20 protein-coding genes are annotated in these 20,193 nt (G+C 70.7%); 11 read left to right on the top strand and 9 right to left on the bottom strand.

The genetic code is table 11. The annotated features are described in order from the left end of the window. Positions 1–5 precede the first annotated feature (5 nt). From AMY39116_RS0324940 to AMY39116_RS0324930, 3 genes are all read left to right on the top strand, one after another. Positions 6–1,295, top strand: coding sequence for a serine hydrolase (locus AMY39116_RS0324940; protein ID WP_020420344.1), 1,290 nt, complete (start codon positions 6–8; stop codon positions 1,293–1,295). A gap of 410 nt (positions 1,296–1,705) precedes the next feature. After that, entirely contained in the window at positions 1,706–2,698 is a 993-nt protein-coding gene (locus AMY39116_RS0324935) for a MurR/RpiR family transcriptional regulator (protein WP_027936206.1), read from the top strand. A gap of 23 nt (positions 2,699–2,721) precedes the next feature. After that, on the top strand, positions 2,722–3,645 hold the full coding sequence (locus AMY39116_RS0324930; protein ID WP_020420342.1) for an N-acetylmuramic acid 6-phosphate etherase: 924 nt from the start codon (positions 2,722–2,724) through the stop codon (positions 3,643–3,645). Between the two features lie 148 nt (positions 3,646–3,793). On the opposite strand, the gene AMY39116_RS0324925 is transcribed toward AMY39116_RS0324930, so the two are convergent. Beyond that, the gene (locus AMY39116_RS0324925) at positions 3,794–4,519 is read right to left on the bottom strand and encodes a hypothetical protein (protein ID WP_020420341.1); all 726 of its coding nucleotides are present in this window, start codon (positions 4,517–4,519) and stop codon (positions 3,794–3,796) included. Then, the gene (locus tag AMY39116_RS0324920; RefSeq protein ID WP_017985479.1) at positions 4,516–5,010 is read right to left on the bottom strand and encodes a phosphoribosyltransferase; all 495 of its coding nucleotides are present in this window, start codon (positions 5,008–5,010) and stop codon (positions 4,516–4,518) included. Before AMY39116_RS0324920 ends, AMY39116_RS0324925 begins: the two co-directional genes overlap by 4 nt. A 112-nt stretch (positions 5,011–5,122) precedes the next feature. On the opposite strand from AMY39116_RS0324920, the gene AMY39116_RS0324915 reads away from it, so the two are divergent. Further along, on the top strand, positions 5,123–5,701 hold the full coding sequence (locus AMY39116_RS0324915; RefSeq protein WP_020420340.1) for a GNAT family N-acetyltransferase: 579 nt from the start codon (positions 5,123–5,125) through the stop codon (positions 5,699–5,701). Positions 5,702–5,811: 110 nt separating this feature from the next. Continuing rightward, the gene (gene acs, locus AMY39116_RS0324910; RefSeq protein ID WP_020420339.1) at positions 5,812–7,776 is read left to right on the top strand and encodes an acetate--CoA ligase; all 1,965 of its coding nucleotides are present in this window, start codon (positions 5,812–5,814) and stop codon (positions 7,774–7,776) included. Between the two features lie 68 nt (positions 7,777–7,844). Here acs and AMY39116_RS0324905 read toward each other — a convergent pair whose 3' ends face one another. Next, positions 7,845–8,624 (bottom strand): choice-of-anchor P family protein, encoded by a 780-nt coding sequence (locus AMY39116_RS0324905; RefSeq protein ID WP_235716217.1) that lies wholly within the window; start codon positions 8,622–8,624, stop codon positions 7,845–7,847. A 96-nt stretch (positions 8,625–8,720) separates the two neighbouring features. Then, positions 8,721–9,551 (bottom strand): L,D-transpeptidase, encoded by an 831-nt coding sequence (locus tag AMY39116_RS0324900; protein ID WP_020420337.1) that lies wholly within the window; start codon positions 9,549–9,551, stop codon positions 8,721–8,723. Positions 9,552–9,995: 444 nt separating this feature from the next. On the opposite strand from AMY39116_RS0324900, the gene AMY39116_RS0324895 reads away from it, so the two are divergent. Together AMY39116_RS0324895 and AMY39116_RS0324890 are read left to right on the top strand one after the other, a co-directional pair. Beyond that, positions 9,996–10,430, top strand: coding sequence for a DUF6319 family protein (locus tag AMY39116_RS0324895; protein WP_020420336.1), 435 nt, complete (start codon positions 9,996–9,998; stop codon positions 10,428–10,430). A 264-nt stretch (positions 10,431–10,694) separates the two neighbouring features. Beyond that, positions 10,695–11,345 carry a GntR family transcriptional regulator gene (locus AMY39116_RS0324890; RefSeq protein ID WP_020420335.1) on the top strand — a complete coding sequence of 217 codons (651 nt, stop codon included), beginning with the start codon at positions 10,695–10,697 and terminating at the stop codon, positions 11,343–11,345. Here the strand turns inward: AMY39116_RS0324890 and AMY39116_RS0324885 are convergent. Then, positions 11,327–12,628: an MFS transporter gene (locus tag AMY39116_RS0324885; RefSeq protein WP_020420334.1), complete on the bottom strand. Its 1,302-nt coding sequence runs from the start codon at positions 12,626–12,628 to the stop codon at positions 11,327–11,329. The two genes, AMY39116_RS0324890 and AMY39116_RS0324885, sit on opposite strands and share 19 nt — an antisense overlap. Before the next feature lie 114 nt (positions 12,629–12,742). Here AMY39116_RS0324885 and AMY39116_RS0324880 point away from each other — a divergent pair, with 114 nt between their 5' ends. After that, positions 12,743–13,414, top strand: coding sequence for a DUF2848 domain-containing protein (locus AMY39116_RS0324880; protein ID WP_020420333.1), 672 nt, complete (start codon positions 12,743–12,745; stop codon positions 13,412–13,414). 734 nt (positions 13,415–14,148) lie between these two features. On the opposite strand, the gene AMY39116_RS0324875 is transcribed toward AMY39116_RS0324880, so the two are convergent. Both AMY39116_RS0324875 and AMY39116_RS0324870 read right to left on the bottom strand, forming a co-directional pair. Continuing rightward, on the bottom strand, positions 14,149–15,306 hold the full coding sequence (locus tag AMY39116_RS0324875; protein WP_235716216.1) for an RNA polymerase sigma factor: 1,158 nt from the start codon (positions 15,304–15,306) through the stop codon (positions 14,149–14,151). Then, positions 15,303–15,710 carry a YciI family protein gene (locus tag AMY39116_RS0324870; RefSeq protein WP_020420331.1) on the bottom strand — a complete coding sequence of 136 codons (408 nt, stop codon included), beginning with the start codon at positions 15,708–15,710 and terminating at the stop codon, positions 15,303–15,305. Before AMY39116_RS0324870 ends, AMY39116_RS0324875 begins: the two co-directional genes overlap by 4 nt. Positions 15,711–15,827: 117 nt before the next feature. On the opposite strand from AMY39116_RS0324870, the gene AMY39116_RS0324865 reads away from it, so the two are divergent. Then, the gene (locus tag AMY39116_RS0324865; RefSeq protein WP_020420330.1) at positions 15,828–16,178 is read left to right on the top strand and encodes a nuclear transport factor 2 family protein; all 351 of its coding nucleotides are present in this window, start codon (positions 15,828–15,830) and stop codon (positions 16,176–16,178) included. Between the two features lie 51 nt (positions 16,179–16,229). After that, positions 16,230–16,958: a VIT family protein gene (locus AMY39116_RS0324860; protein ID WP_020420329.1), complete on the top strand. Its 729-nt coding sequence runs from the start codon at positions 16,230–16,232 to the stop codon at positions 16,956–16,958. Here AMY39116_RS0324860 and AMY39116_RS47000 read toward each other — a convergent pair. Both AMY39116_RS47000 and AMY39116_RS0324850 read right to left on the bottom strand, forming a co-directional pair. Further along, the gene (locus tag AMY39116_RS47000; RefSeq protein ID WP_020420328.1) at positions 16,955–17,203 is read right to left on the bottom strand and encodes a dihydrofolate reductase family protein; all 249 of its coding nucleotides are present in this window, start codon (positions 17,201–17,203) and stop codon (positions 16,955–16,957) included. The genes AMY39116_RS0324860 and AMY39116_RS47000 overlap by 4 nt on opposite strands. Before the next feature lie 153 nt (positions 17,204–17,356). Next, the gene (locus AMY39116_RS0324850) at positions 17,357–18,814 is read right to left on the bottom strand and encodes a peptide MFS transporter (RefSeq protein ID WP_020420327.1); all 1,458 of its coding nucleotides are present in this window, start codon (positions 18,812–18,814) and stop codon (positions 17,357–17,359) included. An 89-nt stretch (positions 18,815–18,903) separates the two neighbouring features. On the opposite strand from AMY39116_RS0324850, the gene nhaA reads away from it, so the two are divergent. Then, the gene (gene nhaA, locus AMY39116_RS0324845; protein ID WP_193354387.1) at positions 18,904–20,163 is read left to right on the top strand and encodes a Na+/H+ antiporter NhaA; all 1,260 of its coding nucleotides are present in this window, start codon (positions 18,904–18,906) and stop codon (positions 20,161–20,163) included. The last annotated feature ends 30 nt before the right edge of the window (positions 20,164–20,193 follow it).

Raw genomic sequence — 20,193 nt, 5'->3', positions numbered from 1 at the left:
CCGGCGTGCGAACGGGCAAACTACTGGTCGCGGCGGTGCTGACCGTTTCCGCCCTCACCGTCCCCGGAGCGAGTACCACCATCACCGAACAGGCGCACACCGGGCGGATCGACCGTCCGCAGTACGAGTTCGCACCGGCCGACACGGTGCTGCGCCCGGGCGCGCCCGCCGAGGTGGGGCTCGATCCCGCGCCGCTGCTGGCCGCCGAGCAGTTCCTGAGCGACTGGGCCAAACCGGATCCGGTTTCCGGGCACCCGCACTTCTCCGGCGCGGCCGGAATCCTCGCGCACGACGGGGTGATCGTCGAGGAGACCGCGACCGGCGGGGCGCTCCGGTACGCCGACGCCGCGGGCGCCGAGCTGCCGCCCGACCAGCAGGTGCCGGTTCGCGCCGACACGATCTTCGACCTGGCCTCGATCACCAAGGTGTTCACGTCCCTCGCGGTGATGCAGCTCGTGGAGGACGGCAAGGTCGCCCTGGACCGGCCAGTCGCCGAGTACCTGCCCGAGTTCGCGGCGAACGGGAAGCAGCAGGTGACCGTGCGGCAGCTGCTCACCCACACGTCTGGTCTGGCCGCCGACCCGCGCCCGTCCCTGTGGGAGGGCTACCCGGACATCCCGTCCCGGCGGAAGGCTGTGCTCGACAGTCCGCTGACGAACGAGCCGGGCACGACGTACCTCTACTCGGACATCAACCTGATGACGCTCGGCTTCCTCGTCGAGCGGATCGCCGGGCAGCCGCTCGACGTCGTGGTGCGGGACCGGATCACCCTGCCCCTCGGGATGACCGACACGGCGTTCAACCCGCCCGCGGAGAAGCTCGGCCGGATCGCGGCCACCGAGTTCCAGGCGGATCCACCACGCGGCATGGTGCGCGGCCAGGTCCACGACGAGAACGCCTGGGCGCTGGGCGGGGTATCCGGTCACGCCGGCATCTTCTCCACGGCGCCGGACCTGGCGGTGCTCGCGCAGACGATCCTCAACGGCGGCGCCTACCGGGACGCCCGCATCCTGCGCCCGGAGACCGTGCGGGACATGCTGACCGACTACAACCAGGCCTTCCCCGGTCACGCGCACGGGCTCGGGTTCGAGCTGGACCAGCGGTTCTACATGGGAGCGCTGTCCGCCCCCACCACTGCGGGCCACACCGGGTTCACCGGCACGTCGCTGGTCATCGATCCGGTGTCCCGGTCGTTCGCGATCCTGCTGACCAATCGCGTTCACCCGACCCGCGACTGGGGTTCGATCAACCCGGCCCGCGAGAAGTGGGCGAGCTCGCTGGCCGAAGCGCGGTGAAACCGGTCCGCCTGTAGGCCGAATTACCCGCGGCCGGACAGGTGATCTTTCGGCGAGCGGACACGCACCGTGCATCCGGGTGGTGTGCCACCAACCAGCGCCAACGAATTTCGGACACTCGCGTCCGTCACGAACAGTTAACGGACGGCTGCTCCATTCGTACTTAAAGTGCGCAGACTCGCGTCATACCATCGTGGCGGGGAAGTCCCTATCACTGAGACGCGAGCGGGAGCCACCGACGATCGTCGGCTGTTTCGGGAACCATCGGAAGTTGCCAAGTCGTTAACTTGATGACGTTAACAACCACGACGTAGTTGGCGACTTTCCGGGCAACTGAGTCACCGCAGCTCGGCCGTGCAGGGGCGGGCGAGTTGCGATCATCCCTAAGGATGTGGGTAACCTTGTCTCAAATGCCTACGGTTAGTAAGTTTCCCACGGAAACGGATACCGATTCCGTGACGGGGCAGGCACCGAGCGAGATCGGTTCGGTCGCACGCGAGTCCGAAACCAGTCCCCTGGTCCGGATCCGGTCGCTGCTGCCCGGTCTGGCCAGGGCGGAACAGCGTGTAGCCAAGGTCGTCCTGGATGACCCGTCTGCAGTAGCGCGCCGGTCGATCACGGAGGTGGCTCTCGCGGCGAACACCAGCGAGACCACAGTGACCCGGTTCTGCAAGGCCGTGGGGGTCGGCGGGTACCCGCAGCTGCGGATCGCGCTGGCCGCGGACACCGCCCGCTCCGAGGCGCGATCGGCTCGCAACCTGGGCGGCGAGATCGCCGTGGACGACGACCTGGCCGCAGTGGTCGGCAAGGTCAGCTTCGCCGACGCCCGCGCGGTGGAGGAGACCGCCGACCAGCTCGACATCGCGACCCTGCAGCGCGTGATCGAACTGCTCGCGAACGCCGGGCGCACCGACGTCTACGGCGTCGGCGCGAGCGCGTTCGTCGCCGCCGACCTGCAGCAGAAGCTGCACCGCATCGGCCGCGTGTGTTTCGCCTGGTCGGACACGCACATCATGCTGACCTCGGCCGCCGTGCTGGGCGCCGGCGACGTCGCGATCGGCGTCTCCCACACCGGCGCGACCACCGACACCGTCGAGGCGCTGCGGGTGGCCCGCGAGCACGGCGCGACCACGGTGGCGCTGACCAACTTCCCGCGCTCGCCGATCACCGAGGTCGCCGACTACGTGCTGACCACGGCCGCACGCGAGACGACCTTCCGCTCGGGCGCGACCGCCAGCCGGATCGCCCAGCTCACGGTCATCGACTGCCTGTTCATCGGCGTCGCGCAGCACCACATGGAGAGCGCGTCCGCCGCGCTGGAAGCCACTCGCGACGCCGTCGGCGGTCACCGCCTCGGCGTGCGACCGGACGGCCGGAGGCGGCCGCGAGAAACCGGAAAGTGAGCACGAAGGAAACGGTGAGACGCATGATGACGGTGCCGAGTCAGGTGGTCCACGTCGATTCCCCGACCGAGCAGCGCAACCCCCGCACCACCGAGATCGACCGGATGTCGACCCTCGGCATCCTGACCATGATCAACGACGAGGACCGCCGGGTCCCCGATGCGGTCGCCAAGGTCCTGCCCGAGCTGGCGGACGCGGTCGATCATGCGGTGGAGGCGCTGCGCACCGGCCATCGTGTGCACTACGTCGGCGCCGGCACGTCCGGCCGTCTGGCGACGCTGGACGCCGCCGAGCTCGTGCCGACGTTCAACGTGCCTGCCGACTGGTTCGTCGCGCACCACGCGGGCGGCGACCGGGCGTTGCGCGAAGCGGTCGAGAACGCCGAAGACGACGCCGCCGCGGGTGCCGCGGAGATCTCGGCTTCGGTGCGGGCCGGCGACTTCGTGCTGGGCCTGACCGCGTCCGGCCGCACCCCGTTCGTCATCGGCGCGCTGCAGGCGGCCGCGCGGCTGGGCGCGACGACCGGCCTGGTTTCGGGCAACGCGCGTGCGGCCAGGCCGTCCGGGGTCGACGTGTTCATCTCGGTGGACACCGGTCCGGAGGTCATCGCGGGGTCGACGCGGATGAAGGCGGGCTCGGCGCAGAAGATTCTGCTGACCGCGTTCTCCACGGCCACGATGATCAAGCTCGGCCGGACCTACTCGAACCTGATGGTCAGCCTGCGTGCGACCAACGCGAAGCTGCGCGGCCGGACGCTGCGCATCCTCAGCGAGGCGACGGGCGCGGACGAGCGGGAAGCCGCCGAGGCCCTGGCAGAGGCGAACGGTGACCTGAAGGTCGCGCTGGTGCACCTGCTGTGCGGGGTGGACGCGGCGACGGCGGCGGACATGCTGGCCGCGAACGGCGGGCACGTGCGGGAGGCGCTGCTCGCCTGCGCGACGACCTGAGGTCGCGCAGTCCCGGGGAGGTGCGCGGGGAGCGTCGCACTTCCCCGGAATTGCGCGACTGCGAGCGGTTGACGACGGCCCGCGCACGGCACCGCGGTCAACCCCGCCCCACCGCCGCGTGCGGAACGCGGCCCGCCGACGAGGCAGTTCAGCCGGCGGCGTCGGCGATGCTCTTGGCCTCCCGCGCACCGGCTTCCAGCGCTTCACAAACGAAGAGGAGCCACGAGCGCACGCCGTCGGGGCTTCCGGTCGCGAAGGCTGCCGCCGTCTCTCGGTACCGCGCTGACCGGCGGAGGAAGGCGACCTCGGGGACGCTCAGGCCCTTCGGGTCGACGCCAGTCGCCGTCATGGTCAGGCGAGCCGCGGCGCGGGCCAGCACGCCGTCCGCCGTGCCGAAGGGCCGCAGGCTGAGCAGCTCGCCGTGCACGACGGCGGTCAGCACGGGGCCTGGCACCGACGTCGCGCCCGTGACCAGCTGCGTCAGCAGGTCCAGGCGGGCACCGGCGGCCGGGTCGGGGCGGCCCAGCGCGTCCTGGTGGTCGACGAGATCGGCCGCGGCCAGGACGTGCATCCGGGCCAGCGCCTGTCGCGGGGCGCGGCGCCAGGTGGGCAGCAGCGACTCGCTCGCCTCCGCCACCCGCAGCGCGCCGGCCAGGATCGGGTCCTTCACCTCGGCGTCCGCCGGGATTTCCGGGTCCGCGCCGTCGAGCGCGGCCGACGCCCGGGCGCCCCGGACAGATGCCTCGGCCGCGGTGGCCGAGCCGCCGCGCAGGTTCACGGGGAGCCGGTGCACGGCGAAGACCGCGTCCTGCGCCTTCTTCGCCGCCTCGGCCACGCCCTCCAGTTCGAGCAGCGGCGCCAGTGGGTCGCTCATGCGTCCAGCACCTGCCCCTCGCGCCGGATCACCGGCGGCTGCTTCGACCAGGCGAAGTTGATCCACCGGTCCGTGCGCCGCCAGACGTACTCGCACTTCACCTCTGACCAGGGCTTTTCGTACACCACCGCGCACCGCACGTCCGCCACGTGGTCCGCGCAGAAGTCACGCACCAGCTTGAGCGTGGCGCCGGTGTCGGCGACGTCGTCGGCCACCAGGACCTTCGCGCCGGTCAGGTCGACGGCGTTCGGCACCGGCGGCAGCATCACCGGCAGTTCGAGCCGCTCGCCGACGCCGGTGTAGAACTCGACGTTCATGACGTGCAGGTTCTTCACGTCGAGCGCGTAGCCGAGCGCGCCGGCGACGAACAAGCCGCCGCGGGCGATGGACAGGATCACGTCCGGCTCGTACCCGCTGTCCGCCACCTGCTGGGCGAGCTCCCGGCTGGCCGAACCGAACAACTCCCAGGTGAGCTCTTCCCGCTCAGCCACTCGGACCTCCTTCGACGCGTCCCCGCGAGCATATGAGGCGACGAAGTGGACCTTGAAAGCAAGCCAGAACTGGCACTGCCGAAAGACCATTTCGGACAGGTACCGTCCCCGCGTGAACTGGCACGACCGGCCCGCGCTGCGCGGCAAGCACGTCCACCTCGAACCGCTCGGCCAGGAACACGCCGAGGGCCTGCACGAAGCCGGCCGCGACCCCGAGGTCTGGCGCTGGCTCAGCCTCCGCCAACCGGCAACCCTCGACGACACCAGGGCCATGATCGACGACATCCTCGCCGAGCCCGGCCGGATCGCGTGGGCACAGGTCGACGCCACCACCGGCCGCGTCGCGGGCACGACCTCCTACTACGAGATCGTCCCGCGCCACCGCGGCCTCGCCATCGGCTACACCTGGATCGGCAGTCCGTGGCAGCGCTCGGCGCTGAACACCGAAGCCAAACTCCTGCTGCTGGAACGCGCCTTCGACGTGCTCGGCGCACGGCGGGTCACCTGGCACACCGACCACCGCAACGAGAAGTCGCAGCGTGCCATCGAGCGGCTCGGCGCCAGCCGGGAGGGCCTGCTGCGCGCGCACCGCATTCGCCCGGACGGCAGCCGCCGCGACACCGTCGTCTACTCGCTGCTCGCCGAGGAGTGGCCTACGACACAGGAGAAACTGCTCGATCGCGTGCGGTGATCGACGCGGGACGTGCCGTGAGGTGCTGCGCTCTTTCGTCGCGGGGGCTAACGTCGCTACCGTGCATCCGGCGTCAGCCAGTGATGAGTGACTTCAGGAGGCCGTGCACCATGACAGAGCAGTCCCCCGCGCTGGACAACCTGCTCACCGAGAACCGGACGTTCCCGCCGACCGACGAGTTCGCGGCGCAGGCCAACGCGAAGGCCGATTGGTACGAGAAGGCCGACGCCGACCGCGAAGCGTTCTGGGCCGAGCAGGCGGAGCGGCTGCACTGGGACACCAAGTGGTCCCAGGTCCTCGACTGGTCGGGCGCGCCCTTCGCCAAGTGGTTCGTCGGCGGCAAGCTGAACGTCGCGTACAACTGCGTCGACCGGCACGTCGAGTCCGGGCACGGCGAGCAGGTCGCCATCCACTGGGTCGGCGAGCCGGGCGACACCCGCGACATCACCTACGCCCAGCTCAAGGACGAGGTGTCCAAGGCCGCGAACGCGCTGGCCTCCCTCGGTGTCACCTCCGGCGACCGGGTCGCCATCCAGCTGCCGATGATCCCCGAGGCGATCGTCGCGATGCTGGCCTGCGCGCGGCTGGGCGCGATGCACAGCGTCGTCTTCGGCGGGTTCTCCCCGGCGGCGCTGCGCTCCCGCGTCGACGACGCCGAGGCCAAGGTCGTGATCACCTCCGACGGCCAGTACCGCCGCGGCAAGGCCGCGCCGATGAAGACCAATGTCGACGAGGCCCTCGACGGCGCCGCGAGCGTCGAGAAGGTCATCGTCGTGCGCCGCACCGGCGAAGAGGTCCCGATGAGCGAGCGGGACGTCTGGTGGCACGAGCTCGTCGACGGCCAGTCCACCGAGCACACCCCGGAGGCGTTCGACTCCGAGCACCCGCTGTTCATCCTCTACACCAGCGGCACCACCGGGAAGCCGAAGGGCATCCTGCACACCTCCGGCGGCTACCTGACCCAGGTCGCCTACACCCACCACGTCGTCTTCGACCACAAGCCGGGCGAGGACGTCTACTGGTGCACCGCCGACATCGGCTGGGTGACCGGCCACTCCTACATCGTCTACGGCCCGCTGGCGAACCGCGCGACCCAGGTGGTCTACGAGGGCACCCCCAACACGCCGCACGAGGGCAGGCACTGGGAGATCATCCAGAACCACAAGGTCTCCATCTACTACACCGCGCCGACCCTGATCCGCACGTTCATGAAGTGGGGCGAGGACATCCCGGCGAAGTACGACCTGTCCAGCCTCCGCGTGCTGGGCAGCGTCGGCGAGCCGATCAACCCCGAGGCGTGGATGTGGTACCGCGAGCACATCGGCGCGGGCAAGGCGCCGATCGTGGACACCTGGTGGCAGACCGAAACCGGCGCGATCATGATCTCGCCGCTGCCGGGCGTCACCTCGACCAAGCCCGGTTCGGCGCAGCGCCCGCTGCCCGGCATCTCAGCGAAGGTCGTCGACGACACCGCGACCGAGGTCGGCAAGGGCGGCGGCGGTTACCTGGTGCTGGACAAGCCGTGGCCGTCGATGCTGCGCGGCATCTGGGGCGACGACGAGCGCTTCCGCGACACGTACTGGTCGCGGTTCGCCGACCAGGGCTTCTACTTCGCCGGTGACGGCGCGAAGTACGACAACGACGGCGACATCTGGCTGCTCGGCCGGGTCGACGACGTCATGAACGTGTCCGGCCACCGCATCTCCACCACGGAGGTCGAAAGCGCTCTCGTGTCGCACCCGACGGTCGCCGAAGCCGCGGTGGTGGGCGCCTCCGACCCGACCACCGGGCAGGGCATCGTCGCGTTCGTGATCCTGCGCGGCTCCGCGGCCGAGGGCGGCGACGAGGCGGTGCAGGAGCTGCGCAACCACGTCGCCAAGGAGATCGGTCCGATCGCCAAGCCGCGGCAGATCATGGTCGTGCCCGAGCTGCCGAAGACCCGCTCCGGCAAGATCATGCGCCGCCTGCTGCGCGACGTGGCCGAGAACCGGCAGATCGGCGACGTCACCACGCTGGCCGACTCCAGCGTCATGGAGCTGATCTCCAGCGGCCTGAAGTCCGGCAAGGAGGACTGACGCACGAACAAGGGCCCTGCACCTCGCGGTGCAGGGCCCTTGTCATGGGAACCCGAGGAAAGAGTGGATCAGCCGGTGACGTCCAGGTGGGCCTTCACCGGGGTCGGCCGCGGGGCCTTGCCGTTGGCGTCGGGCTTGTCGCCCGCACCCGAGCCGGCGCCGCCACCGGAGCTGGTCTTCGTCGAGGTCGGGGTGCTGGTGCCCGGCTTCGAGGTGCTCGTCGTCGGCTTGGTGGTCGGGGTCTCGCCACCGCCGTTGTCGTCGTCGCCCGGCGCGCAGGTGACCGACGCGATGTCCAGCGTCTGCAGGTTGTCGATCTTGATGGAGATCGCGGTGACGGTGATCGAACCGTCGTCCTTCTTGGTCTGCTTGTTCAGCACGACCGAGAGCAGACCCGGCACGGCGACCGTGGTGTTGGTCGGCGCGGTCACGTCGAGGGTGATGTCACCGAGCTTCGCCTTGGCCAGCGACGAGGTGCCCTTGCCGCCCTCGCACTCCGCCTCGATGGCGGTCGCGGTCAGCAGCGGCTTGCCGACGCCGAGGCCGACGTTGACGTCGGCGACGCTGGCGCGCGCCTGGCCGGCGCCCGCCGAGGCGTTGAGCAGCTTGACCTGGGCCAGGCCCGGCACGTTCAGCGTGGCGAGGGACTTCTGCTCGAAGCCCTTCTCGTCGGTCACGTACGGGCTGGGGTCGATCCCGAGGAGGCCCTTGGCGGCGATCGCGTAGGCGGAGTTGACGCCGTCCGTGGTGGTCGTGGTCGCACCCGCGGCGGGCGCGAGCAGCACCGAGGTGGCGAGCGCGGTCGCGAGCACGCCGACGCCGCCGGCCACAGCCTTCTTTCTGGACAAGGAATTCCCTTTCGTGAAATGGAAATGCGGAATGAAGCCGGCGGCCCCCCCGTGGTGCATTCCGACCGCCAGCGAAGTGCGAAGAAGCTCAGGACGTCACGTGATGTTCACGATCGTGCCGAGCGGCAGTTTGACGAGCTCGTCGAGCGCCTCGGAGGGCACCCGGATGCAGCCGTCGCTGTTCGCCTGACCGGCGAAGCTGTTGTTCGGCCAGGTGTGCAGTCCCACCGTGCCCGGGCCGCCGCCGAAGGTCTCCAGCGAATCGGAGTGGTAGCTCAGCGGCAGCACGATCGGGCTGTAGGTGTTCTTCGTTTCCTCGATCGAGGCGATGATGTAAGCACGCCCCGCCGGGGTCGGGTGTTCGGGCTTGCCGGTGCCGATCGTCCACTTGCCGATCGACTTGCCGCTCTCCAGGATCTCCAGGCTGAACGCGGCACGGTCCACATTGACCACGTAGTCGTTCTGCGCGGATTCGGCGGCGCCCTCGCTCAGGTGCACCCAGCCGGACGCGGCGTTGGGCCGGGTCGGCAGGAGGACGTGCGCCCAGTCGCCCTGCTCCGCGATCACCGGCACCCACGTCGGCGATCCCATTTGGATGGACGGCAGCTTCGCGATCGCTTTGCCGCCAACGGAGTCGTACACGACCATGTCGGCCTTGGGGTGGATCACGCGGCCGGCCGTCGCGCCACCGGATGGCTGCGGGTCGAGCGGGGCGTTCGCGACCGTGGCGAACGTGGTCGCCTCCGGCAGCTGGGTCAGGTCTTCCTGGCTCACCGCGGCCGGCTTCACGCCGTCCTCGTCGCCACCGGAGCACGCCCCGGTGAGCAGTGCCAGGGTCGAGACCCCGGCCACGGCGAGGAGCCGGACCGGGAGCCGTCCGCGGCGCGCAGAACCCGTCTGCGTGCGCGAGCTGCACGTCATGCGCATTACCACAATCCTTGAGGACCTACATCGGACAAGAATTCACCAAGGCGGTCTCCCCCGAAGACATGCGGCACCGCAGGTGCGCCTTGGGCCTTATTGCTATCAGGACCCCCCTAGGTGATCAAACTCCCGGGTGACGGGGGTCGGTTAGGGAGAGCAGGGCAAATGCTGCATTTGCCGAGGTCGCAGGAAAAACGAGATACACCCGATCGGGTACAGATAAGTAACGCCCACTTCCACCTGCCCCCATCGAGCGACACCGCTTCCTCACCCTGGCGGGTGATGGCGGCAGCGTAGCGGTACCTCCGGACGCGGCGCCCCGGGGGTACGCGGAAGTAGGTAGCGCGGGACAATCGCCAGGCACACCCCAGCGAGCGGCTATCGAACGCCTGTTCTAGAATTCGGGCCGACGTAGCCGGACCCCACGAGAGGGAGACCGCAGCACCGATGAGCTTGGACACCACGACCACCCCGCAGGAGCAGGACACCCCCGTCACGCCGGCGCCGGTCACGGACGACTCCGCAGCCGCTCCCGCTCCCGCCGCCACCTCCGCCGAAAGCGAGGAAGCCAAGCCCAAGCGCGGCCGCCCGAAGGCCTCCGCGGCGAAGAAGACCCGCACCGTCGAGCTCACGCTCACCGTCACCGGCACCGCCGACGGCGAGTGGCAGGCCGAGCTCAAGCACGGCTCGAAGTGGGTCGCGCAGGGCCTGAAGATCCCGGCCTCGGCCGTGTCCCGCGCGGCCAAGGAGCTGCACGAGGACCTCTCGACGCCGATCGACGAGGTGATCAACGCGGCCGTCGAGCAGCAGAAGGCCAAGGTCGCCGCGCTGGAGGCCGAGCTGGAGCAGGCCAGGCAGGCCCTCGCCGAGCTCGACGGCTGACCTCACCGGCGTCTACCTGGTCGGCGGGCCGAGCCGCATGCTGCTCGTCGCGGCGCTGCTCGCCGAGCAGCTCGGCGTGCTGCCGACCACCCAGGACGAGCCGGAGACCGCCGTCTCGTTCGCCCGCCGGAACCGACCGCCGACCGGCGATTCCGAGACCCGCCGGGGCGGATATCCATCGATCAGGCATCCGCCCCGGCGTTCTTTTCCCACCGGACACTTTCCGCGTACCATCTGTATACAACGTGTATGGAGGGAGCCCGGATGCCGGCGACGAGCAAGCCCGCCCAGTCCGGGCGGGCGAAGGCCTACGACTACCTGAAGAACACCGTGCTGGCCGACCCCGACGCCGAGGGCGGCTTCATCAGCGAACAGGAGGTCGCCGAGCGCGTCGGCGTCTCCCGCACCCCCGTGCGCGAGGCGTTGCTGCAGCTCGCCGCCGAGGAACTGGTGCAGCTCGTGCCCAACCGGGGCGCGTACATCGCGCCGCTGACCGGGCGCGACCTGCGGGACCTCGTCGAACTGCGCGGGCTGCTCGAACGGTTCGCGGCCGAACGCGTGATGGCGGCCGGGACCGTGCCGTGGCGGGCGATGCAGCAGGTCCTCGAACAGCAGGAGCGCTGCGACGACCCGGCGTCGGCCAAGGAGTTCATCGAACTCGACGCGCACTTCCACACGCTGCTCGTCGAGGCCGCGGGCAACTCGATGCTGAGCCGGACCTACACCGCGCTGCGAGCCCGGCAGGTGCGTGCCGGGCTCGTCGCGCTGCGGCGGTCAGGCACCCGGCACGCGGAGGTCATCCACGAGCACCAGGCCATCGTGACCGCACTGGCCAACGGTGAGGTCGAGGCGGCGCTGGCCGCCATCGACGACCACCACGCCCAGACCCTGAAGCATCAGCTGACGACCACCTGAGTCTCGTCGCGGGCCTCCCGCGCGAGCGCGATGCCGACGATGCTGACCACCGCGGTCACCACCACGTACAGCGCGAGCGCGACCCAGCTGTCGAAACCGGCCAGCAGCGAGGTGAACAGCAGCGGCGCGATGGCGCCGCCGATGACGCCGGCGAGCGTGTAGGCCAGCGAGCTGCCGGTGTAGCGCAGGCGCTCGGTGAACTGCTCGGTGATCAACGCGGCCTGCGGACCGTACAGCGCGGCGTGGATGACGAGCGCGATCACGATGCCGACCAGCAGCAGGCCGAACGAGCGGCCGGACACCAGCGGGAAGAACACGAACGGCCAGATCGCCGCCGCGATGGTCGCGAAGAGGTAGAGCTTGCGGCGGTTCATCCGGTCCGACAGCGCGCCGAACGCCGGCATCAGGATGAGCTGTCCGGCAGACCCGATCATGACCGCGGTGAGGCCCTGGCTGCGGGACATGCCCAGCTCCTGGGTCATGTAGGTCAGCACGAAGACGGTGAACAGCGCGTACAGCACGTCGGGGCAGACGCGGACGAAGATCGCGGCCAGCAGGGCCCGGCGCTCGTACTTGAAGACCTCCGAGATCGGGGCGCTGGGCCGCTCGCCGCTCTCCGCGATGCGCTTGAAGACCGGGGTCTCCTCCAGCTTGAGCCGGATCCACAGGCCGAACGCGACGAGCACGGCGGACAGCAGGAACGCCACGCGCCAGCCCCACGAGTCGAACTGCGCCTCGGTCAGCAGCAGGGCCAGCAGCGCGAGCACACCGTTGGCGAGCAGGTTGCCCGCGGGCGGGCCGACCTGGGCGGCGGAGGCCCAGAACCCGCGCTTCTTCGGATCGCCGAACTCGCTGGACAGCAGCACCGCGCCGCCCCACTCACCGCCGATGCCGACGCCCTGGGCGAAGCGCAGCAGGACCAGCAGCACCGCCGCCGAGCCGCCGATCGCGGCGTGGGTCGGCAGGACGCCGATGAGGAAGGTGGCGATGCCGGTGAGCAGCAGCGTGATCACCAGGACGCGCTTGCGGCCGAGCACGTCGCCGAGACGGCCGAAGACGAACCCGCCGAGCGGGCGGGAGAGGTAGCCGACGGCGTAGGTGGAGAACGCGGCCATCGTGCTGACCAGCGGGTCGCCGGCCGGGAAGAACTGGTGTCCGAACACGGTGGCCGCGGCCACCGAGTAGGCCGCGAAGTCGTACCACTCCAGCGACGTGCCGGACAGGCTCGCCAGGAAGGCACGCCGTAGCGACGCCCTGTCCACGGTCGGCGTTACCGAGGTCATTGCTCACATCCTGATCTATTCGGTGCCACGATGCTGTAATACTCGTTGTATACAACCTGCATGCGCAACCCCTCGCAGGTAAGAACTGGGTTACCCGAAATTACGGAGGACGACATGCCGACGCTGAGCTTCGACCTGCCCGACGGCACGACGGTGACCACTCCGGTGACGACCTTGCTGAACGCCGGGTACGCGGGCCGCGACCAGGCCGACGTCGCCGCGCACGTCGCCGAGCTGGCCGAGCTGGGCGTGCCGGCGCCGAAGGTCACGCCGGCGCTGTACCCGGTCGCCCCGTACCTGGCCGCCCAGACCGACGAGGTGCCCGCCCAGCACGACCGCACGTCCGGCGAGGCGGAGTGGGCGCTGGTGATCACCGCGGACGGGGTGCTGCTCACCGTCGCGTGCGACCACACCGACCGGGAGCTCGAGGTGCACGGGGTGGCGTGGAGCAAGAACGCGGCGCCGGACGTGCTGGGGCGCCAGGCGTGGCGGCTGGACGACGTGGCGGACCGGCTGGACTCGCTGACGCTGCGCGGCTGGGCCGACGGGCAGCTGATCCAGGACGGCACGCTCGCGGAGCTGCTGACGCCGCAGCACTGGCTGGACGTGCTGCGCGAGCGCGGGCTGTACGAGCCGGGGGTGGTGCTGATCTCCGGGACGATCCCGATGGTGCCGGGGGTGAACCAGTTCGCCGGCGAATGGCGGGTCGAACTGGGCGACCCGGCGACGGGCAACACGATCGAGGCGGCCTACCGCGTCCGGCGCTTGCCGGAGGCGATCGGCTGACCGGGCGCCCGGCTGGGAGCGAGTCCTGGCACCCGGGTAGGTATCGGCGCGGGGTCGCCGGAGGCTGCCGGTGGCAGCTGCCTGTGCCCGCGGAGCGGGCATGCCCGGGAGGGTGGGCGGAGTCCTGGCACCCGGCGGGGAATGGGTCGCCGGCGGCCACCACCCGGCAGGGGGCTACCGCACCCGCGCTGCCGGGCATGCCCGGCAGCGCGGCCGGAGCCCTGGCACCCGGGTGGGTAGAGGCTCGGGGTCGCCGGAGGCCACCACCCGGCGGCAGCTGCTGCCCCCGCGGAGCGGGCACGCGGCCGGAGCCCTGGCACCCGGCGGGGTAGAGGCGCGGGGTCGCCGGAGGCCATCGCCCGGTGGCAGCTGCTGCCCCCGCAGAGCGGGCACGCCCGGGCACGTGGGCGGAGTCCTGGCACCCGGCGGGGGCAGAGGCGCGGGATTGCCGGCGGCCACCACCCGGCGGCAGCTGCTGCCCCCGCAGAGCGGGCACGCCCGGGCACGTGGGCGGAGTCCTGGCACCCGGCGGGGGTAAAGGCGCGGGATTGCCGGAGGCCACCACCAGTAAGGGGCTCCGCGCCTGTGGAGCGGGCCCCTCAGCGAGCGTGGCCGTGCCAGCGCCCCCAGCGCAGGCAGCTCTCAGCGTCCCGGCGCGGGCAGGGGTGCGCCGGGGCGTTGGGGAGTTGGCGCGTCGGGGCGACGGTGCATCGGGGCGTTGAGGCGTTGGGGCGTCACCCTCGCAGCCTCGTGTTCAGTCGTGCGGCTTGGCGGGTCAGGTGGTCGCGTTCGGCGAGGTTCGTCGCCTTCGTGGCGGCCTCCGCGTACAGCCGGGCGGCGCTCGCCAGGTCACCATCGCGTTCGTGCAGGTACGCCGACACCGCGGCGTACCTCGGCAGCCCCTCGTCCAGGGCCGCGAGTTCCGCCAGGCCCGCGCGGGGGCCGTCCGCCTCGCCGACCGCCACCGCCCGGTTCAGGCGCACCACCGGGCTGTCCGTCAGCCGCACCAGCTCGTCGTACCACTCGACGATCTGCACCCAGTCGGTCTCCTCGGCGGTGGGCGCGTCGGCGTGCAGGGCGGCGATCGCGGCCTGCGCCTGGAACTCGCCGAGCCGGTCACGGGCCAGCGCCGCCTGCAGGATCTCCACGCCCTCCGCGATCAGGCGGGTGTCCCACCGGCCGCGGTCCTGCTCGGCGAGCGGCACCAGGCTGCCGTCGGGCGCGGTCCGGCTCGCGCGCCGGGCGTGGTGCAGCAGCATCAGGGCGAGCAGCCCGGCCACCTCGGGGTGGTCGATCACCGCCGCGAGCTGGCGGGTCAGCCGGATCGCCTCGGCGGCCAGGTCGACGTCACCGGAGTAGCCCTCGTTGAACACCAGGTAGAGCACGCGTAGCACGGTGGCGACGTCGCCGGGCTGGTCGAACCGCACCCCAGCGACCGTCCGCTTGGCGCGGCTGATCCGCTGCGCCATCGTCGCCTCCGGCACCAGGTACGCGGCGGCGATCTGCCGCGTCGTCAAGCCGCCGACGGCACGCAACGTGAGCGCGACCGCGGACGACGGGGTCAGCAACGGGTGCGCGCACAGGAAGTACAGCTGGAGCGTGTCGTCCACCCCGACGGCCTGCCCGGGCTCCGGCTCCACCTCGACGAGGTCCTCACGACGGCGCCGCGCCGCTTCCGCGCGGGTCGCGTCCAGGAACTTGCGCCACGCCACCGTGACGAGCCAGCCCTTCGGATCGCGCGGCGGGTCGTCGGGCCACACGCGCAACGCCTCGACCAGCGCCTCCTGCACCGCGTCCTCGGCCGCCGCGAAGTCGGCTCCGCGGCGGACGAGGATCGCGAGCACAGTCGGGGTGAGGCCCCGGAGCAGGGCCTCGTCCACCGCAGGGCTCATTCCGTGACCGTGGGCGGCTCGGCGAGGAAGGGGCGCAGCTCGAGCCACTCGTGGATCGGCTTCCCACCCGCCCCCGGTGCGGCCGACAGCTCCCCGGCCAGCTCCACCGCACGGTCGTAGCTGTCCACGTCGATCACCATCCACCCGGCGATCAGGTCCTTGGTCTCCGGGAACGGACCGTCGGTCACCGGCGGACGCCCCTCCCCGTCGTAGCGCACCCACGTGCCCTCCGGCGCCAGCGCCTGACCGTCGACGAACTCACCGGTCTCCTCCAACCGGGCCGCGAAATCCCGCATGTACTGCACGTGCGCCGTGATCTCCTCCGGCGCCCACTGGTCCATCGGCACGTCGTTGACCGCCGCCGGAGCGCCCCGGTAGTGCTTGAGCAGCAGATACTTCGCCATGATCGTCTCCTCGGTGTGGTGCGACCCATTCTGGCCGCGTTCGCACCGGGGACGGAGCCGTTCACGCGTTCTCGACACCGACGACCGGACTTTTTTTCCGCGTGCCAGGATCGCGGGGTGACCGATCCCGTCTCCGCGCTGGAAGCGCACGTCGAGGCGTTCAACGACCGCGACCTCGCCGCCCTGATGGCCGGGTTCACCGACGACGCCGCCTGGATCACCGGCACCACGACCGTCCGCGGCAGCGCGGAGCTGGCCGACCTGTTCGAGGGCGCGCTGCGCGGGCTCCTGCCGACGCTGACACTGGACAACGTCATCGCATCGGGTGACCAGGCCGCGGCGCAGCTCACCGAGACGCTGACCGCCGACGGCGCCGAGCACACCTTCGCGATTGCCGGTTTCTACCGTTTCCGCGACGGCCGGATCTCCGCCGCGAAGATTTACCGCGAGGGTTCCGCGGAGATTTAGGTAAGACTCAGCTAATGGGGACGATCGGCCCCGGGATGCTTCAATGACAACGTGACCGAAACGAAGGACGCCGCCGAGGCGCACGCCCACGAACCCCACCGCGAGAGCCTGGGCAGCAGGCTGAACTGGCTGCGTGCCGGGGTTCTCGGGGCCAACGACGGGATCGTGTCCGTCGCCGGGCTCGTCGTCGGCGTCGCGGGCGCGACCACCGACCACGGCGCCATTCTGATGGCCGGAATAGCCGGACTGGTCGCAGGCGCGCTTTCCATGGCGGGCGGGGAATACGTTTCGGTGAGCACGCAGCGCGATACCGAACAGGCCGCGCTCAAGCTGGAGAAACAAGAACTGAAGACGATGCCGGAAGCCGAGGAGCGGGAACTCGCCGACATCTACGAGGACAAGGGCCTGTCCCGGGAGCTCGCCGAGCAGGTGGCCCGCGAGCTGTCGCAGAAGGACGCGCTCGCCGCGCACGCGGAGGCCGAGCTCGGCATCGATCCCGACGAGCTGACCAACCCGTGGCAGGCCGCGTGGGCGTCGTTCGTGTCGTTCTCCGTCGGCGCGCTCATCCCGCTGCTGGCGATCGCGCTGCCGCCCACGTCGTGGCGGGTGTGGACGTGCGCGATCGCCGTCGTCGTGGGCCTCGCGCTGACCGGGTACACCAGCGCGCGGCTCGGCAGCGCCGCGCCGGGCCGGGCGGTCGCGCGCAACGTCGGCGTCGGCGCGCTGACCATGCTGGTCACCTACTACGTGGGCACGCTGTTCGGCATCACCGCCGGCTAGCGCAGAACGCGGTAGCGGATGTGGGTGGCCTCGGGCGTGTCGATCACCTCGAGGATCTTCAGCTCGATCCGCGCGGGCAGTACGTCGAACAGCCTGCGGCCGCCGCCGAACAGGACGGGGATCTGGTGAATCTGCACCTCGTCCAGCACGCCCGCCCGTGCACCGTGGTCGCCACCCCAGTGGTCCACCTCCTCCGCGGTCCGCCGCCCGGTGATGACCGCACCGGCCGCGCCGATCCGGTCCATCAGCTCGGCACTCGGACCGCATCAGCGCGGTTGGAAGTCCGGGGTGAACGCCCATCCGTGCAGGCGCATGAAGCCGTCGCCGCCGGGGTTTTCCCGGTCCGTCGTTCAGGCCCGCTACATAGCCGTCGAACGACACCCGACGGATTCGACCGGCTAGCGCACGCCCGACATCAGCTTCCGCACGAACGGGCTGATCAGCGCCAGCACGACACCGATCAGGACGGCCACCCCGCCGACGATGCCGAAGTACGCCGTCTCGTGGTCGGTGTCGTAGTACTCGGCCAGCGAGCCGGACAGCGCGGTGCCCAGCGAGACCGACAGGAAGTTCAACGCGACCATCTGCGTGCGGAACGCGTCCGGCGCCAGCTTCGTCGACAGCGACAGCCCGACCGGCGACAGCATCAGCTCCGCGACGGTGAACACCAGCAGGATCCCGACGAGCGCGAGCAGCGGCGTGCTGTTGGCCGCGCCGCCCGCGAAGAACAGGAACAGCAGGAACGCCACACCCATCACGGACGTGCCGAGCGCGAACTTGATCGGCGTCGACGGCTGCCGCGAGCCCAGCTTGACCCAGATCGCGGCGATCACCGGTGCGAGCAGCAGGATGAACACCGGGTTGATCGACTGCACCCAGCTGACCGGCATCTCCCAGCCGAACAGGTCGCGGTCCAGCCGCTGGTCCGAGTACACCGCGACCACCGTGAACTGCTGCTGGTACAGCGCGAAGAATGCGGCGCTGGCGATGAACATCGGGATGAACGACAGCACCCGCCGCCGCTCGATGGCGGTGATCTTGCTGCTGGTCAGGATCACCGCGAAGTACACCACCGACGCGATGCCGACGATCCACACGACCACGTCGGACAGGTTGGCCGCGGTGACGATCCCGGTCAGCACGGCCGCCACGATGACGGCGACCAGCACCAGCAGCACCCCGCCGACCGCGGGCCGCCGCTGCGCGGGCAACGGGTTGGGCACCTCGCGCGCGGTGTCGGGCAGGTTGCGCCGGAAGATCGTGTACTGGGTCAGGCCGATCGCCATGCCGATCGCGGCGAGCCCGAACCCGAGGTGGAAGCCGACCTCGCTCTGCGCCAGCCCGGTGAGCAGCGGGCCGACGAACCCGCCCAGGTTGACGCCCATGTAGAAGATCGTGAAGCCGGCGTCGCGCCGCTCGTCCTTCTCGCCGTAGAGCGTGCCGACCACGGCGGTGGCGTTGCCCTTGAGCCCGCCGCTGCCGACCGCGACGCACACCAGGCCGACGCCGATGCCCAGGAAACCGGGCAGGAACGCGAGGCTGATGTGCCCGATCATGATCAGCACGGCGCTGTAGAACAACGTGCGCTCGGACCCCAGCAGGCGGTCGGCGACCCAGGCGCCCACGATCGTGGACAGGTACACCAGACCGCCGTAGGCCCCGACGATGCTGGTGGCGGTGGCCTCCGGCATCGCGAGGCCGCCCTCGGCGACCGAGTAGTAGAGGTAGATCGGCAGGATGCCGAGCATCCCGTAGTACGAGAAGCGTTCCCACATCTCGACGCCGAACAGGTTCGCGAGCCCGATCGGGTGCCCGATGAACCGGGTGTCGCGCTTCGCCTCGGTGGAGGTCGTCACTGCCGCCGCCCTTTTAAGGTCTAGACAACGTTGGCGAGTGACATGCTACGACTCCTGTTGGGCATCATGTTACCGGCCCGTAAGGTACGATGGTCCACGGTGCGCCGGGAAGTCTGGTCGGCAAGACTCGGTCCGATCGATCCCGGAGGAGCCGTCCCGTGGGCCAGCCGCGCCGCCCCGCCAGCGAATTCGTGCGTTACCTGCGCACCGAGACCACCGGCGGGATGATCCTGCTCGCCGCCACCGCGATCGCCCTGATCTGGGCGAACTCACCGATCGGCGAGTCCTACCGGGTGGTGCGCGACTTCCACGTCGGTCCGCACCTGCTGCACCTCAACCTGTCGGTCGGCGACTGGGCCAAGGACGGCCTGCTCGCGCTGTTCTTCTTCGTCGCCGGGCTGGAACTCAAGCGCGAACTGGTCGTCGGCGAGTTGTCGCAGCTCAAGAAGGCCGTGCTGCCGATCATCGCCGCGGTCGGCGGGATGGTCGTCCCCGCCGTGGTCGCCCTGCTCGCCGGCGGTGGCGCGGAGGGCATGGAGCGTGCGTGGGCGATCCCGACCGCGACCGACATCGCGTTCGCGCTGGGTGTGCTCGCACTCACCGCGTCGAACCTGCCGAGCAGCGCCCGCGTCTTCCTGCTGTCGCTGGCGGTCGTCGACGACCTGGGCGCGATCATCCTCATCGCCGTGTTGTTCACCACGTCCTTCAACCTGGTCGCCGCGCTGGTCGCGGTCGCCGCGCTCGCGCTGTACGCGTTTCTGCAGCACAAGCGGGTGCGGGCGTGGTGGATCTACGTGCCGCTCGCGGTCGTCGTGTGGGTCGCGGTGCACTCGGCGGGGGTGCACGCCACGATCGCCGGGGTCGCGCTCGGCCTGCTCACCCGCGTCCGGCCGGACCCGGACGAGGAGCACGCGCCGGCGATCCGGCTGGAGCACCGGCTGCAGCCGTGGTCGGCGGCCGTGGCCGTGCCGGTGTTCGCGTTGTTCGCGGCCGGTATCGCGGTCAGCGGCGACTCGCTCGGCCGCGTCTTCACCGAGCCCGTGCCGCTCGCGGTGTTCCTCGGGCTGGTCGTCGGCAAGGCGATCGGGATCTTCGGCGCCTGCTTCGCGGCGGTGAAGCTGCGGCTCGCGGAGAAGCCGCGCGGGGTCGGCTGGCGGGACATCGCGGCGTTGTCGCTGCTCGGCGGCGTCGGGTTCACGGTGTCGCTGCTGATCGCGGACCTCGCGCTGGAGGGCGAGGCGAGTGAGCTGGCCCGCACGGCGGTGCTGCTGGCCTCCGCCGTGTGCTCGCTGACCGGGGCGGCGGTGCTGCTGCGGCGCAACAAGGTACACGCCGCAGCGGAGGACTAACCGAGCCCCGTGCTGGGTCTTCTGGCACGA

Origin of the sequence: Amycolatopsis sp. ATCC 39116 (assembly GCF_000231075.2) — a bacterium.
Classification (GTDB): domain Bacteria; phylum Actinomycetota; class Actinomycetes; order Mycobacteriales; family Pseudonocardiaceae; genus Amycolatopsis_E; species Amycolatopsis_E tucumanensis.
This window is presented reverse-complemented; position numbering and strand designations above follow the sequence as displayed.